Source organism: Amycolatopsis sp. NPDC049688 (genome assembly GCF_040674975.1).
Lineage (GTDB): Bacteria > Actinomycetota > Actinomycetes > Mycobacteriales > Pseudonocardiaceae > Amycolatopsis.
Genome location: NZ_JBFANY010000002.1, coordinates 729,903 through 742,512 on the forward strand (window position 1 = coordinate 729,903; position 12,610 = coordinate 742,512).

Here is a 12,610-nt window from a genome sequence, read left to right on the forward strand (position 1 = left end):
GCAGTCAAGACTTCGCGGCCAGCAGCACCTTGCCGAACACGCTGCCCTCTTCCAGGATCCGGTGCGCCGTCGAGGCTTCGGCCATCGGCACGACCTGGCCGACGATCGGCTTCACGAGACCGTCGGACACCAGCGGCCACAGGCGCTCGCGGACGTCGGCGACGATCGCCGCCTTCTGGTCGAGGGGCCGGAAACGCAGGCCCGCGGCGAACACCGAAGCCCGCTTGCCGAGCAGGGCGCCGACATTCAGCTCGCCCTTGACCCCGCCCTGCATGCCGATGATCACCAGGCGCCCGTCCTGCTTGAGCGCGTCGACGTTGCGGCCCAGGTAGGACGCGCCCATGTTGTCGAGGATGACGTCCGCGCCGCCGGTCTCCTCGCGGAGCACCTCGACGAAGTCCTGCTCCTTGTAGTTGATCGTGATGTCGGCGCCGAGCTGGCGGCAGCTTTCGAGCCGGTCCGGCGAGCCCGCGGTGACGGCGACCGTGGCGCCGAGCGCCTTGCCGACCTGGATCGCGTGCGTGCCGATGCCGCCGGCGCCGCCGTGCACCAGCAGCACCTCGCCCTCGGTGAGGTTGGCGTGCATCACGACGTTCGCCCACACCGTGCAGGCCACCTCGGGCAGCGCGGCCGCCGTGAGCAGGTCGACTTCGGCCGGCACCGGGAGCAGCTGGCCCGCCGGGACGACCGCCTTCTCCGCGTAGCCGCCGCCGGAGAGCAGGGCGCAGACCTCGTCGCCGACGTTCCAGCCTTCGACACCTTCGCCGAGTTCCGCGATCGTCCCGGAGCATTCGAGGCCGAGGGTTTCGCTCGCTCCGGGCGGCGGCGGGTAGTGGCCCTGGCGCTGCAGCAGGTCCGCGCGGTTCACCGCGCTCGCCGCCACCTCCAGCAGCACTTCGCCGGGGCCGGGCCGCGGATCCGCGACCTCCGCCCACTCGAGAACGTCCGGGTCACCTGGTTCACGGATGGTGATCGCGTACATGTGTCGACTGTATACCGGTGCGAAAGTTCCCGCCGAAAGGCGCATTGACGGACTTCGCATATCGAACAAAGGTGAGCAACCATGTCACTCTTCAGAGCGAAAATCCTGCCGCCGGTGGCGATAGCCGCCGGCGCGACCCTGGTGCTCGGCCTCACCCCGGCCGCCGCCGCGAACACCCTCCCCGACGGTCCCGCCCTGGCGAAGCAGCTCGTCAAGAAGGTCGACGTCAACGGCGTCAACCGGCACCTGATCGCCCTCCAGCGCATCGCCGACACGAACGGCGGTACCCGGGCGGCGAGCACCGAGGGGCACAAGAAGTCCGCCGAGTACATCGCCACCAAGCTCGAGGCGGCCGGCTACCAGGTGACCCGCCAGGAGTTCCCGTTCACCTACTCGGAGACCCTCGCCGAGAAGCTGACCGCGGGCGGCGCGAGCGTCCCGGTCATCGCCATGGAGTACACGAAGTCGACGCCCGTCGGCGGCATCACCGCGCCGCTCGCCGTGGTCGCCGTGGACGACACCAGCGGCTGCGAGGCCACCGACTACACCGCGGACGTCGCGGGCAAGATCGCGCTGATCAAGCGCGGCGGCTGCTCGTTCGCGCAGAAGCAGCAGACCGCCGCGGCGGCGGGCGCGATCGGCGCGATCGTCTACAACAACACCGACGGCGCGCTGAACGGGACGCTCGGGGGCCCGGAGAACGCGGCGATCCCGACCGGCGGCGTGACGGCGGCCGCGGGGGCGCAGCTGGCCACGCTCGGCGGGCAGAACGTGACGCTGGAGCTGCGGACCTTCCAGGAGGCGCGGACCAGCTACAACGTCATCGCCGAGACCAAGACCGGGCGCAAGGACAACGTCGTGATGCTCGGGTCGCACCTCGACAGCGTCCCGGCCGGCCCGGGCATCAACGACAACGGCAGCGGCTCGGCGACCCTGCTCGAGACCGCGCTGCAGCTGGGGAGCAGCCCCAAGGTCAACAACGCCGTGCGCTTCGGGTTCTGGAGCTCGGAAGAGTTCGGCCTGATCGGCTCGACCTACTACGTCGACCAGCTGACCTTCGAGCAGCAGCTCGACATCGCGCTGTACCTGAACTTCGACATGATCGGCTCGCCGAACGCCGGCTACTTCGCCTACGACGGCGACAACTCCGACGGCGTCGGCGCGGGTGCCGGCCCGTACGGCTCGGCGCAGATCGAGAAGACCTTCGTCGACTTCATGCAGGCCGCGCGGGGCGTGTCCCTGGAGGGCACCGACTTCACCGGTCGTTCGGACTACGGCGAGTTCATCGCCGTCGGCATCCCGGCCGGCGGCCTGGACACCGGCGCCGAGGTGCTGAAGACCCCGGCGCAGGCGGCGAAGTGGGGCGGCACGGCCGGCATCGCGTTCGACCCGTGCTACCACCAGGCCTGCGACAACCTGGGCAACATCGACCGGGTCGCGCTGGACCGCAACGCCGACGGCGTCGCCTGGGCCCTCGGCGTCTACGCGACGAGCACCGAGAGCATCAACGGCGTCCAGCCGGGCAAGGCGAAGGCGGCCAAGCAGCAGGCCACCGAGCGCAAGGCGCAGCGGAACTTCTCCGCCCGCGCCGTCGCGGGCGACCCGCACGCACTGACTGCCTGACGACAGACCGAAGGGGCCGTCCCGGCTTGGCGGGGCGGCCCCTTCGTCGTGCTCCTAGCCCAGGTTGTTGGTGCCGAAGGTGTCGCAGCGGGCCGGGTCACCGGTCTGGAAGCCGGTGGTGAACCACTTCTTGCGCTGCGCGGACGTGCCGTGGGTGAACTTCGAGCGGTCGACCTGGCCGCCGCCGAGGTTTTCCTGGATGTAGTCGTCGCCGATGCGGGACGCGGTGTCCAGCGCGGAGTTGATGTCGTCCTGGGTGACGTCGGTGATCAGCGGTTTGCCGCTCTCGGTCGGCGTCGTCGAGGCGTGGTTGCCCCAGACACCGGCGTAGCAATCGGCCTGCAGTTCCAGGCGCACCGAACCGGACGTCGGGCCGGTGCCGGTGCCCTTGCGCGAGGTGCCGAGCAGGTTCTGCACGTGGTGGCCGTACTCGTGGGCGAGCACGTAAGCCTCGGTGAAGAGGCCGCCCTGCGCGCCGAAGCGGGTCTTCAGTTCGTTGAAGAACGAGAGGTCGATGTAGACGTCGGAGTCGGCCGGGCAGTAGAACGGGCCGGTGTCGGAGGTCGCGCTGCCGCAGCCGGTGCGCACGCCGCCGTTGAAGAACTTCGTCGGCGCCTTCTGGTAGGTCGAGCCGGAGCGGGCGAACTGCTGCGTCCAGTAGTCCTGGACGGAGTTCACGATCGCGACGATCGCGCAGTCGTGGTTCTTGTTGGCGTCCGCGCCGGTCTTGCACTCGCTCGAGAGCTTCGAGTTGTCGACCTGCTGGCCGGAGCCGACGCTGCCGAGGCCGCCGCTCAGGCCGCTGCCGCCGGTGGTGACCCCGCCGAGCTGGGACAACACGAAGTAGATGATCAGCCCGACAACGCCGAGCCCGCCGCCGCCGAGCGCCACGCGGCCGCCGATCCCGCCGCCGCCTCCACCGCTTCCGCGCAGGTCCTGGACTTCGGAGGCGTCCAGACCGGCGTCGTCGTCGAATCTCACCTGCGAATCGTAACGAGCCTGGGTGCGTCCGTCGCGCTGACGGGCGCACCCAGGCTGGTACCGAGGTATGTCTTCTGTCGAGCGGTCGGCCGCTTCCGGGGCCGGCGTTCAGGCACTGTCGTCACGGCTTCCGAGGCCGTGACCGGAGCCAGGCCCGACCGACGCCGTATGCGTGATGCGCATGGAAGCCCGCTCGTAGCTGTTCACAGTCGCGACCAACCCGGTAGATGTCCGTTCCGGTCGCGGGGACGCAGCTGGCGGTCAACCGCGAGAATCACCCGCCACGCAACCACCTGACCTCTCTTGGCGGGGAGCCGGGCCGGCACGTCACCGTCGCCGCGCCGTCTACCCTGACCGACGTCCGCCGACAAGCAGAATGCGCCTTTCCCGGCCGAGTCTCAACCTTTTCGTAACCCCACCTTCGGGCGATGTCGGCACGGCATTTTCACCGACACCCGGATCGGCCGTTTGCCACGCGTTCCCTTGATCAGCGTTCTAGGCTGTCTTATGACCGAGGAGCGGCCTGTGCGTTGGTTGGACGAAGCCGAGATGGCGGCGTGGCGCTCCTACATCGTGGCGACCCTCCTGCTGCGGCAGCGGCTGCACCGCGAGCTGGCCGAGCGCCACGACGTGTCGCTGACCGACTACGAAGTGCTCGTCTGCCTGCAGTCCCAGCCCGGCTACCGGATGCGGATGTCGGAGCTGGCGATGTACATGGGCGTGACGAAGAGCAAGCTTTCGCACCAGGTGGCCAAACTGGAGGAGGCCGGCCTGGTCCGGCGGGCGCGTGACCCGGAGGACAAGCGCGGCGTGATCACGGAGGCGACCGACGAGGGCCTGGCGCTGCTGGAGAAGGCGGCGCCGACGCACGTGGAAGGCGTGCGCGAGCACCTCATCGACCTGCTGACCCCCGAGGAGCAGGCGACGATCGCGGTGGCGTTCGAGCGCGTGCAGGCCCACCTGCTGGAGGCGGAAGCTGAACCCGGGCGCCGCGCGGCGCCCGGGCGCTCAATGCGGTAGCGGTGGGATTCGAACCCACGGAGAGGTTGCCCCCTCGCATGTTTTCAAGACATGTTCCTTCGGCCGCTCGGACACGCTACCCCTGCCCACGAGGGTAGCCGACGCGTTCCTGGGCAACCTGGGCCCCGCCGGGGACGTGTTCCCGGAAGACACCGGGCACGACCCGGACGGGGCGCTGCGGCGCAGTGCCCTCGTCGGGGTCTCCGGCGGCTTGCTGCTGCTGCCCATCCCGGCCGCCGGCTTCGTCGTTTCACTGCGGCGCAACCGCTTCCGGGCTAGCTCCAGGTCAACCTGAGCGCCGCTCCCTGAGCCCGGCCCGCCTCCGCGGCCGGAGTGCGCGTCGCCGGGTCGAGGGGGTTCTCGCCGATCGCCGCCTTCGATGCGTCGTCCGGCGTGATCAACGTGACCTCCGCGCCGCCCGCGCGCAGGTCGTCCAGGACCTCCAGCAGCGGCTTCTCCATCGGCAGCGGCGCATCCACCCCCAGCGGGGAAACCACGGTCACCCGGCTGAACCCCGCCGCGTAGTCCGCGTTTTCGGCCGAACGGACACCGCCGTCGACGTACGCGCGGCCGTCGATCGTCACCGGTGGCCAGACGCCCGGGACCGCGCAGCTCGCCGCCACCGCCTCGACCAGCGACACCCCGGACTCGCGGTCGAAGCGGCGGGGCTCGCCGGTCTCCGCGTCGACCGCCACGATCACCAGGCGCTGGGCCGGCCACTCGTGCACCGGCAGGCGCGCCGCGATCACCGCGCGCCTGTCCGCTTCGGGCACCGTTTCGGCCGCCAGGGCCAGTTTGCCGACCGCGCGCCGCACCTCGGCCGGGTCGCTCGAGCCGGTCACCGCGCCGCCGAAGTCGGCGGCAAACTTCTCGAAGTCGATGTCGGCCGGGATCTCCGCCGTCTGGAGCGCCGGGTCCGCCTGGCGCGCGTACAGCTCGTCCAGCGATCGGCCGCTCGTCACCTGCGCGGCCACCACCGACCCCGCCGACGTCCCGACGAGCAGGTCCGCGCCCGTCAGGTCCTGGCCGTGCCCGGCCAAGCCCGCCAGCAGCCCCGTCGTCCACGCGATCCCGGCGACCCCGCCGCCACCCAAAACCAAAGCCTGTCCACCCATGTCACGAGCGTAGCGAGGAGGTCCGACAATTTTCGGCCGCCGGGAGCTACCCTCCAGGTCGGCGAGAGGGGCCGCGCGATGACGGCGAAGATCGAGGGCATCCACCACGTCAAGTTCCCGGTGCGGGACCTGGCCCGCAGCCGCGAGTGGTACGAGCGGGTGCTCGGGCTCGAAGTCACCCACGAATTCCCCGACGACGACGGCGTCGTGCGCGGGGTCGCCGGGAGCATCGGGGGCGCGCCGGTGGCGTTGCGCGTCCAGGAGCGGGCGGCCGACGGGCTCGCCGGGTTCGACCCGGTCTGCTTCTCGATCGCCGACCGCGCGGCCGCCGAGGCGTGGATCGCGCGGCTGGACGAGCTCGGCGTCGAGCACCCGCCGCTGTTCGAAGCCACCACCGGCTGGATGGTCCGCGTCAACGACCCCGACGGCACCGAAATCCGGCTCTACAGCCTGTCGAAGGACGACGGCGTCGACCACACCGGCGAGCAGGGCTACGCCCAGCAGGTGCGCTGACTCAGGGCTGGCGTAGGGCTTTCGCGGCGATCCGCGCCCGCACCTCTGGCCGCCGCAGGGGCGGCACGGTCGCCGGCGGCTGGCGGCGTTCCGGCAGCTGTTCCAGGAGCCGGGCGGTGATCTCCGTGATCTCGGCGACCGCCGCCTCGAAGGGCTCGCGGGTGGCGTCCGAAAGCGACTGCACGCCCGTCACCTTGCGGACGTACTGCCGGGCCGCGGCCTCGATCTCCTCGCCCGTCGCGGCCGGCTGGAGTCCCCGCAGGGTGGTGATGTTTCGGCACATGTCGCCCAGGGTACGTCGCTCCGGAGCCCTCGATCACACGGTCGGGTAGGGCCGGGCCGACGTCGTTGACGCCCGGACCAGCGCTGGGCAATGTCGGGGAAGTGCCTCTCAGACCGCGTCCCTTCCGCTCCGCCCGCCCCGAACCCGGCATCCTCGAAGACGAGCTCCCGGAAACCCCGATCCCGGAACAGGCGTGGCCGCGCGTGCGGGCCGACGAACTGGTCACCCTCGTGGCACACGTCTTCGCCGCACACGGCCTGCCCGAACCACGGGCCCGCATCGCGGCCGAAGCGCTCTGCCACGGCGATCTGACCGGATCGCCGGAGACCGGCGTCGCCGACCTGACCCGCGTGCACCTGCCGTTGCTCAAGGAAGGGCTCGTCGTGCCGCACGCCGAGCCGCTGATGATCGCCGACCGCGGGGCCGCTGCGCTGATCGACTACCGCCGCGCGCCCGGGTTGTGGGCGGTCGGCGACGCGATGGACCGGGCCGTGACGCGGGCCGGCCGCTTCGGCGTCGGGCTCGTCTCGATGCGGGGGATCGGGCCGTTCGGCCGCGCCGGGCACCACGCCGCGCGGGCGCTGCCGCACGCGATGATCGGGCTGGTGCTCGCCGCGGGCGGCGAACCCGGCCTGCCGATGAACCCGCTCGGGATGGCGGCGCCCGGCGGGGCGTACCCCGAGTTCGTCTTCGACATGGACCGCCCGGGCTCCGAAGCAGCCGGGCTGACGCTGCTGGTCGACGTGCTCGCCGGGGTGCTGTCCGGCGTCGCCGACCACGAGCACGACACCGGCCTGCTGGTGCTGGCGATCGCGCCGACGACGCTGCGCAGCGCCGACGGCTTCTACCGCGCCGCGAGCGCGCTGTTCGGCAGCATGCTGGGCTGGGACGGCGGCGCGCCGATCCGCTACCCGGGCTGGCGCGAGGCGCAGCACCTGGAGCAGTGCCGGGCCCTCGGCGTCCCCCTCGCCGGGCCGGTGCGCCGCGAGCTGGACGCCCTCGCGGCATCGCTCGGCCTGCCGCCGCTGACCAGCGCGGGTTAGCGGACCAGGACGACCTTGCCGCGGTCCGGCCCGACCGCGACGACGTCGCCGTCGGTCAGCTGGCGGCCGCGGCGGGTTTCGACCTCGCCGTTGACCGTGACCTCCTCGGCGTCGAGCAGGTCCTTGGCGTGGGAGCCGTCCTCGGCCAGGCCGGCCAGCTTGAGGAACTGGCCGAGCCGGATCGGCTCTCCGGTGATGGGTACGTCGACGGGCTCGCTCATGCCCCGCATCATGCCGCCTCAGGTGCGGGCGGTCGTCTGCCGGTAGAGCGCGAGGACGTCGGTGTCGAAGTAGCTCGAGTACGACGTGTCGGCGTCGTCGCCGCCGTACTCGAAGCCGCCGATGACGCCGATGACCGTGCCGAGCTTGGTCTTCGGGTTCTGCTGGGTCACCCACGGGCCGCCGCTGGTGCCGGTCGGGAAGCCCGCGCAGTCGACCCGCAGCTGGAAGGTGTCCTGCTTGCTGGTGGTGTTCTGGCAGACCGCCGGGACCTCGGAGTCGTCCGGGTAGCCGGTGAGCGTGATCGGCTGCTCGAACGCGGTGCCGGTGGCCAGCAGGTTCGCGCCGACCAGGCTCTCCAGACTCCGGGTGGCGCCCGCCTGGTGCGCGGTGGCGAAGCCGACGTCGAGGTCCGGGTCCGACGAGGAGCTCCAGCCCGGCGCGACGCGCTCGTCCGACACCGTCCAGTAGCCGAACGGCGCGACCCCGTCGTGGTAGGCGGGCGCGAAGGTGATGCCGGCGATGTAGCCGCCGCCCTCGCCGTCGTGGATGCAGTGGGCCGCGGTGAGCAGGACGTCACCCTGTTCGCTGTGCACGACGCTGGCCGTGCAGTAGTGCGCCCCTTCGACGAACAGCGCGCCGACCGCCGGGCTGGACACCGCGGGCAGGTCACGCGCCGGGGCCGCCTCGACCGTGGCGGTCTCCGGCGTCGTCGCTTCCGCGGGCCGCAGCTGCTGGACGGCCTTGAAGACGACCACGGAGGTCACGCCGAGCAGGACGATCGCGGCGAGGGTGAGCAGAACGGCCGGCCGCCGCACGGACATCGCCTCCTCGTCTCGGTGCTGTCTCGACCACATCACCATAGGACGACGGAGCGGCACAATCAGCACACCCACAGCAAGCTCACAGCCGCTAGCATTCGCTACTCAGGAGTAACCACCGGACGGCGGGAGGGCCGATGAAGCGGTTCGCGGACAAGGTCGTGGTGATCACCGGAGCGGGTTCGGGCATCGGCCGGGCGCTGGCCTGCGAGTTCGCCCGGCGCGGCGCGCGGGTCGCGCTCTCCGACGTCGTGACCGCGAACGCCGAGGAAACCGCCGAGCTGGCCGGTGGCAACGCCCGCGCGTACACCTTGGACGTCGCCGACCGCGGTGCCGTGCTCGCGCACGCCGAAGAGGTCGCCGGCGAGTACGGCCGCGTCAACGTCATCGTGAACAACGCGGGCGTCGCGCTCGGCGCGACCGTCGAGGAGATGACCTTCGAGGACTACGACTGGCTGATGGGCATCAACCTCGGCGGGGTCGTGAACGGTACGAAGGCGTTCCTGCCCCATCTGATCGCCTCCGGCGACGGGCACGTCGTCAACATTTCCAGCGTGTTCGGATTCGTCGGCGTGCCGACGCAAAGCGCGTACAACGCGGCGAAGTTCGCCGTCCGCGGATTCACCGAAGCGCTGCGCGAAGAAATGCTGATCGCGCGGCACCCGGTCGCGGTGAGCTGCGTGCACCCGGGCGGGATCAAGACGAACATCGTGCGTAACGCGCGGAGCATCGCCGACGACCAGGAGAAGGCCGCGCAGGGATTCGAGCGGATCGCCCACACCACACCGGAGAAGGCGGCGCAGACGATCCTGCGCGGGATCGAGCGGAAGTCGGCGCGCATCCTGATCGGACCGGACGCGTACGTCATCGACGCCATTCCGCGCGTGCTCGGTTCGGCCTACCAGCGGCCGTTGGCGGCGCTCGCGCGGCTCGGGCTCAAGCAGATGGACGGCTGAGCCTTCACTCAATGGAGTTGCGTTTCGGACAGGACCGTCCGAAATGGTCCAGAATGCGTGAGGTCCGCGAGCCCCGTCCCGGAGGTCCCCGATGCTTCGCACCGCACCGCGCAGTGCGACCCGTTCGTCCAGCGACCGCACCGCGGTGGAACTGCTGGACCGCACCGGCATCGTCGCGGCGAGCCTGCCCCGGCGCCGCCGTACCGACGACGAAACCCCGGCCGCCGAACCGATCTACACCCGGCCGCCGGTGTGCGACCAGGACCTGCGCCCGAAGTCGGTGGTGATCCGGCGGCGGGCCCGCACCTGGCTCGGCGGCGGGGCCGCCGTGCTGCTCGTCGCGGCCGGGTGGCTGGGCGGCGGGCTGTTCACCGGCAGCATGTTCACCCCGGCGCCGGACGGTGACGCGGCCTCGCTCGACGCGCGCCCAGCCGTCGCCGCGGCGCCCGCGCCGGAGCCGCCCGCCCCGCAGACGCCGGTCGTCGTCACGCCGGCGCCCAGGACCGTGTACGTGCCGGTGCCCGCGAAGCCGGCCCCGAAACAGGCGCAGGCGCAGGCGAAACCGCAGCCTAAGAAGCAGCCGGTGCCGGCGGAGGACGACACCGAGGCCCGGGTCGACCTGCCGACCTCGTCGGCCCCGGCGACCACCAACCCGATCCAGGCGTGGGTCGACGTGGCCGAGAGCATGATGCAGCGCTACGGCGGCCGCTGACCCTCAGGCGCCGGACCAGCGGTATTCGTGCTCCGGGCGGCCGGTGGCGCCGTACCGCAGCCGCATCTGGACGGTCCCGGACTCCGCCAGCGCGGTGAGGTACCGCTGGGCCGTCGCCCGCGCCATGCCGAGTTCCCCGGCGACCTCCGCGGCCGAAAGCGGGCGGCCCGCCTTGCGCAGGGCCTCCGAAACCAGCCGGGACGTCGCCGTCGACTGGCCCTTCGGCGCGGACGCGCGGTCCTGGTCGTGCAGCACGCGGTACGCGCGGTCGACGTCGTCCTGGGCCAGCGCCCGCTCTTCGGCGAGCAGGCCGCGGAAGCGCGCGTACGAGGTCAGGCGTTCCGCGAGCTGCCGGGTGGTGAACGGCTTGATCAGGTAGTTCAGCGCGCCCGCCCGGATCGCCGCGGCCACCGACGCGCTGTCGGTCGCCGCGGACAGCACGATCGTGTCGGTCTGCAGCTCCGGGAGCACCGCGAGCCCGGACTCGTCGGGCAGGTAGACGTCGAGCAGGACGAGGTCCGGCGAGAGCTCCCGGACGCGGGCGCGGGCCTCGGCGGCGGTGTGCGCGGTGCCGACCACCGCGAACCCGGCCACCTCCTCGACGAACCCGGCGTGCACGCCGGCCACCCGGAAGTCGTCGTCGACGATCAGCGTGCGGATCATCCGTCCTCCGTCAGCATTCCGGGCAGTTTGGCGACGAACAGCGCGCCCGTCTCGCCTTCGCCGGGGTCGGCCAGCCAGACATCGCCGCCGCGGGCGCGGGCGGCCTGCCGGGCGAGCGCCAGGCCGAGTCCGTGGCCGGGCGCGATCTTCGTCGAGACGCCTTCGTCGAACAACGTCCGCCGCAGGTCCGCGGGGACCCCGGGGCCACTGTCCACAACGGACACGTGCAGGGTGCCGTCCTCGGCGAGCAGGCCGACTTCGACGGTCGCCGGCCGGCGCGGGCCCATCCGCGCGGCGTGCAGCGCGTTGTCGACGAGGTTGCCGATCACGGTGTTCGCGGCGATCGGGTCGGTCACCGTCGAGGGCACCCAGCTGTCTTCGGCGAGCTTGAGGGTGAGGCCCTTTTCCTGCGCCTGTTCGGTTTTCGCGACGAGCAGCGCCTGCAGGTACGGGTCGGCGACCGCGTCGCCCAGCTCGCTCGGCCGCGCCGACGACGAGTCCGTCAGCGTCTGCAGGTACTCGACGGCCTCGGTGTGGTGGCCGAGCTGGAGCAGCCCGTAGAGCGTGTGGAGGCGGTTGGCGAACTCGTGCCGCTGGGCGCGCAGGCCGTCCGACAGCGCGCGGATGCCGTCGAGCTCGCGGGTGAGCGTGTCGAGGTCGGTGCGGTCGCGGAAGGTGAGCACGGTGCCGATGTCCCGGTCGTCCAGCCGGACCGCGCGCGAGTTGATCACCAGCACGCGGTTCCCGGCCACCGCCAGGAGGTTGTCGACCGGGCGTCCTTCGGCGACGGCCTTGTGCAGCCGCGGGCTGAGCTCGAGTTCGGACATCGCCGCGCCGATCGGGAGTTCGGTGCCGAGCAGGCGTTCGGCCTCGTCGTTGCGCACCGAGACGCGCTTGGCCTCGTCGACGGCCAGGACGCCTTCGCCGATGCCGTGCAGTACGGCTTCGCGTTCGTAGAGCAACTCGGTGAGCTCATGCGGTTCGAGGCCGTGCGTGACGCGCCGCAGCCGCCGGTTCAGCAGCGCCGACGCGCCCGCGCCGAGCAGCAGCGCGCCGCCGGCGAACAGCAGCGTGACCGTCAGCAGGCGGTTGAAGTCGCCGGTCGGGTCGGCCACGTCGAAGCCGACGCTGACCTCGCCGACCACCCGGCGGTGGTCCGGCGTCCAGATCGGGGTCTTGCTGCGGACGGACAACCCGAGCGTTCCGCTCTGCACCGCGCTGACGTCGTCTTCCCCGGCGAGCGCCCGGTCCGCCGGGGTGCTGACCTTCTTGCCGATCTCGCTCGGCGTCGGGTGGGCGAGCCGGATGCCCTTGTCGTCGGTGATCACGACGAACAGCGCATCGGTCCGTTCGCGCACCGCCAGCGCCCGTTCCTGGAGAGCCCCGCCCGGCCGTTTCGCCGCCGCGTCCGTCACGACGACCGGATCCGCCGCCACCGCCTTGGCGATGGCCAGCGCGCGCTCCCCGTACTGGTTGGTGAGGGTCCGGTTCAGCAGCACGCTGACCAGGGCGACGCCGATCCCGACGACGAGGAGGACCACGCCGATCTGCAGCAGCAGCACCTGCCTGCTGAACCGCATGCGCGGGAAGAGCGCCCACTTTGGCATGGCGGGGACCATACCCCCTGGTCAGCGGGGTGCGCTAAATGAGCAAAACATGCATAACGCGCACTTGTGACG

14 protein-coding genes and 1 tRNA gene are annotated in these 12,610 nt (G+C 71.6%); 6 read left to right on the forward strand and 9 right to left on the reverse strand.

Annotation, left to right across the window (positions count from 1 at the left end):
* Positions 1-4 precede the first annotated feature (4 nt).
* Positions 5-982 carry an NAD(P)H-quinone oxidoreductase gene (locus tag AB0J55_RS09435; protein WP_364245105.1) on the reverse strand — a complete coding sequence of 326 codons (978 nt, stop codon included), beginning with the start codon at positions 980-982 and terminating at the stop codon, positions 5-7.
* A gap of 81 nt (positions 983-1,063) precedes the next feature.
* On the opposite strand from AB0J55_RS09435, the gene AB0J55_RS09440 reads away from it, so the two are divergent.
* Complete coding sequence (locus AB0J55_RS09440; protein ID WP_364245107.1) at positions 1,064-2,605, forward strand: M28 family metallopeptidase; 1,542 nt, start codon at positions 1,064-1,066, stop codon at positions 2,603-2,605.
* Between the two features lie 54 nt (positions 2,606-2,659).
* On the opposite strand, the gene AB0J55_RS09445 is transcribed toward AB0J55_RS09440, so the two are convergent.
* Positions 2,660-3,586, reverse strand: a complete 927-nt coding sequence (locus tag AB0J55_RS09445) for a neutral zinc metallopeptidase (protein ID WP_364245110.1) — start codon at positions 3,584-3,586, stop codon at positions 2,660-2,662.
* Between the two features lie 507 nt (positions 3,587-4,093).
* On the opposite strand from AB0J55_RS09445, the gene AB0J55_RS09450 reads away from it, so the two are divergent.
* The gene (locus AB0J55_RS09450) at positions 4,094-4,606 is read left to right on the forward strand and encodes a MarR family transcriptional regulator (RefSeq protein ID WP_364245112.1); all 513 of its coding nucleotides are present in this window, start codon (positions 4,094-4,096) and stop codon (positions 4,604-4,606) included.
* Here AB0J55_RS09450 and AB0J55_RS09455 read toward each other — a convergent pair.
* Together AB0J55_RS09455 and AB0J55_RS09460 are read right to left on the reverse strand one after the other, a co-directional pair.
* A tRNA-Ser gene (locus tag AB0J55_RS09455) sits at positions 4,601-4,687 on the reverse strand. The two genes, AB0J55_RS09450 and AB0J55_RS09455, sit on opposite strands and share 6 nt — an antisense overlap.
* A 194-nt stretch (positions 4,688-4,881) precedes the next feature.
* The gene (locus AB0J55_RS09460; RefSeq protein ID WP_364245115.1) at positions 4,882-5,721 is read right to left on the reverse strand and encodes a patatin-like phospholipase family protein; all 840 of its coding nucleotides are present in this window, start codon (positions 5,719-5,721) and stop codon (positions 4,882-4,884) included.
* Between the two features lie 78 nt (positions 5,722-5,799).
* Between AB0J55_RS09460 and AB0J55_RS09465 the strand changes: the two genes are divergently transcribed.
* Entirely contained in the window at positions 5,800-6,234 is a 435-nt protein-coding gene (locus AB0J55_RS09465; RefSeq protein ID WP_364245118.1) for a VOC family protein, read from the forward strand.
* A 1-nt stretch (position 6,235) separates the two neighbouring features.
* On the opposite strand, the gene AB0J55_RS09470 is transcribed toward AB0J55_RS09465, so the two are convergent.
* Positions 6,236-6,517, reverse strand: coding sequence for a DUF2277 domain-containing protein (locus AB0J55_RS09470; RefSeq protein WP_364245121.1), 282 nt, complete (start codon positions 6,515-6,517; stop codon positions 6,236-6,238).
* Positions 6,518-6,618: 101 nt separating this feature from the next.
* On the opposite strand from AB0J55_RS09470, the gene AB0J55_RS09475 reads away from it, so the two are divergent.
* Positions 6,619-7,560 (forward strand): Ldh family oxidoreductase, encoded by a 942-nt coding sequence (locus tag AB0J55_RS09475; protein WP_364245124.1) that lies wholly within the window; start codon positions 6,619-6,621, stop codon positions 7,558-7,560.
* Here the strand turns inward: AB0J55_RS09475 and AB0J55_RS09480 are convergent.
* Both AB0J55_RS09480 and AB0J55_RS09485 read right to left on the reverse strand, forming a co-directional pair.
* Positions 7,557-7,781, reverse strand: a complete 225-nt coding sequence (locus AB0J55_RS09480) for an RNA-binding S4 domain-containing protein (RefSeq protein WP_364245127.1) — start codon at positions 7,779-7,781, stop codon at positions 7,557-7,559. The genes AB0J55_RS09475 and AB0J55_RS09480 overlap by 4 nt on opposite strands.
* Positions 7,782-7,799: 18 nt before the next feature.
* Positions 7,800-8,603 (reverse strand): trypsin-like peptidase domain-containing protein, encoded by an 804-nt coding sequence (locus AB0J55_RS09485; RefSeq protein ID WP_364245130.1) that lies wholly within the window; start codon positions 8,601-8,603, stop codon positions 7,800-7,802.
* A 134-nt stretch (positions 8,604-8,737) separates the two neighbouring features.
* On the opposite strand from AB0J55_RS09485, the gene AB0J55_RS09490 reads away from it, so the two are divergent.
* Both AB0J55_RS09490 and AB0J55_RS09495 read left to right on the forward strand, forming a co-directional pair.
* Positions 8,738-9,556, forward strand: coding sequence for an SDR family NAD(P)-dependent oxidoreductase (locus tag AB0J55_RS09490; RefSeq protein ID WP_364245132.1), 819 nt, complete (start codon positions 8,738-8,740; stop codon positions 9,554-9,556).
* A 91-nt stretch (positions 9,557-9,647) separates the two neighbouring features.
* A complete protein-coding gene (locus tag AB0J55_RS09495) occupies positions 9,648-10,268 on the forward strand; it encodes a hypothetical protein (RefSeq protein ID WP_364245135.1) in 621 nt (206 codons plus the stop codon).
* Between the two features lie 3 nt (positions 10,269-10,271).
* On the opposite strand, the gene AB0J55_RS09500 is transcribed toward AB0J55_RS09495, so the two are convergent.
* Together AB0J55_RS09500 and AB0J55_RS09505 are read right to left on the reverse strand one after the other, a co-directional pair.
* Positions 10,272-10,931, reverse strand: coding sequence for a response regulator (locus tag AB0J55_RS09500; RefSeq protein ID WP_364245138.1), 660 nt, complete (start codon positions 10,929-10,931; stop codon positions 10,272-10,274).
* Positions 10,928-12,511 carry a sensor histidine kinase gene (locus AB0J55_RS09505; RefSeq protein WP_364245998.1) on the reverse strand — a complete coding sequence of 528 codons (1,584 nt, stop codon included), beginning with the start codon at positions 12,509-12,511 and terminating at the stop codon, positions 10,928-10,930. The genes AB0J55_RS09500 and AB0J55_RS09505 overlap by 4 nt, the downstream gene beginning before the upstream one ends.
* Between the last annotated feature and the right edge of the window lie 99 nt (positions 12,512-12,610).

Bases quoted from the DNA above. Each gene is read 5' to 3' on its own strand.
- AB0J55_RS09435 (WP_364245105.1), bottom strand. From the start codon at position 982: ATGTACGCGATCACCATCCGTGAACCAGGTGACCCGGACGTTCTCGAG.
- AB0J55_RS09440 (WP_364245107.1), top strand. From the start codon at position 1,064: ATGTCACTCTTCAGAGCGAAAATCCTGCCGCCGGTGGCGATAGCCGCC.
- AB0J55_RS09450 (WP_364245112.1), top strand. From the start codon at position 4,094: ATGACCGAGGAGCGGCCTGTGCGTTGGTTGGACGAAGCCGAGATGGCG.
- AB0J55_RS09460 (WP_364245115.1), bottom strand. From the start codon at position 5,721: ATGGGTGGACAGGCTTTGGTTTTGGGTGGCGGCGGGGTCGCCGGGATC.
- AB0J55_RS09465 (WP_364245118.1), top strand. From the start codon at position 5,800: ATGACGGCGAAGATCGAGGGCATCCACCACGTCAAGTTCCCGGTGCGG.
- AB0J55_RS09470 (WP_364245121.1), bottom strand. From the start codon at position 6,517: ATGTGCCGAAACATCACCACCCTGCGGGGACTCCAGCCGGCCGCGACG.
- AB0J55_RS09480 (WP_364245127.1), bottom strand. From the start codon at position 7,781: ATGAGCGAGCCCGTCGACGTACCCATCACCGGAGAGCCGATCCGGCTC.
- AB0J55_RS09485 (WP_364245130.1), bottom strand. From the start codon at position 8,603: ATGTCCGTGCGGCGGCCGGCCGTTCTGCTCACCCTCGCCGCGATCGTC.
- AB0J55_RS09490 (WP_364245132.1), top strand. From the start codon at position 8,738: ATGAAGCGGTTCGCGGACAAGGTCGTGGTGATCACCGGAGCGGGTTCG.
- AB0J55_RS09495 (WP_364245135.1), top strand. From the start codon at position 9,648: ATGCTTCGCACCGCACCGCGCAGTGCGACCCGTTCGTCCAGCGACCGC.
- AB0J55_RS09500 (WP_364245138.1), bottom strand. From the start codon at position 10,931: ATGATCCGCACGCTGATCGTCGACGACGACTTCCGGGTGGCCGGCGTG.
- AB0J55_RS09505 (WP_364245998.1), bottom strand. From the start codon at position 12,511: ATGCGGTTCAGCAGGCAGGTGCTGCTGCTGCAGATCGGCGTGGTCCTC.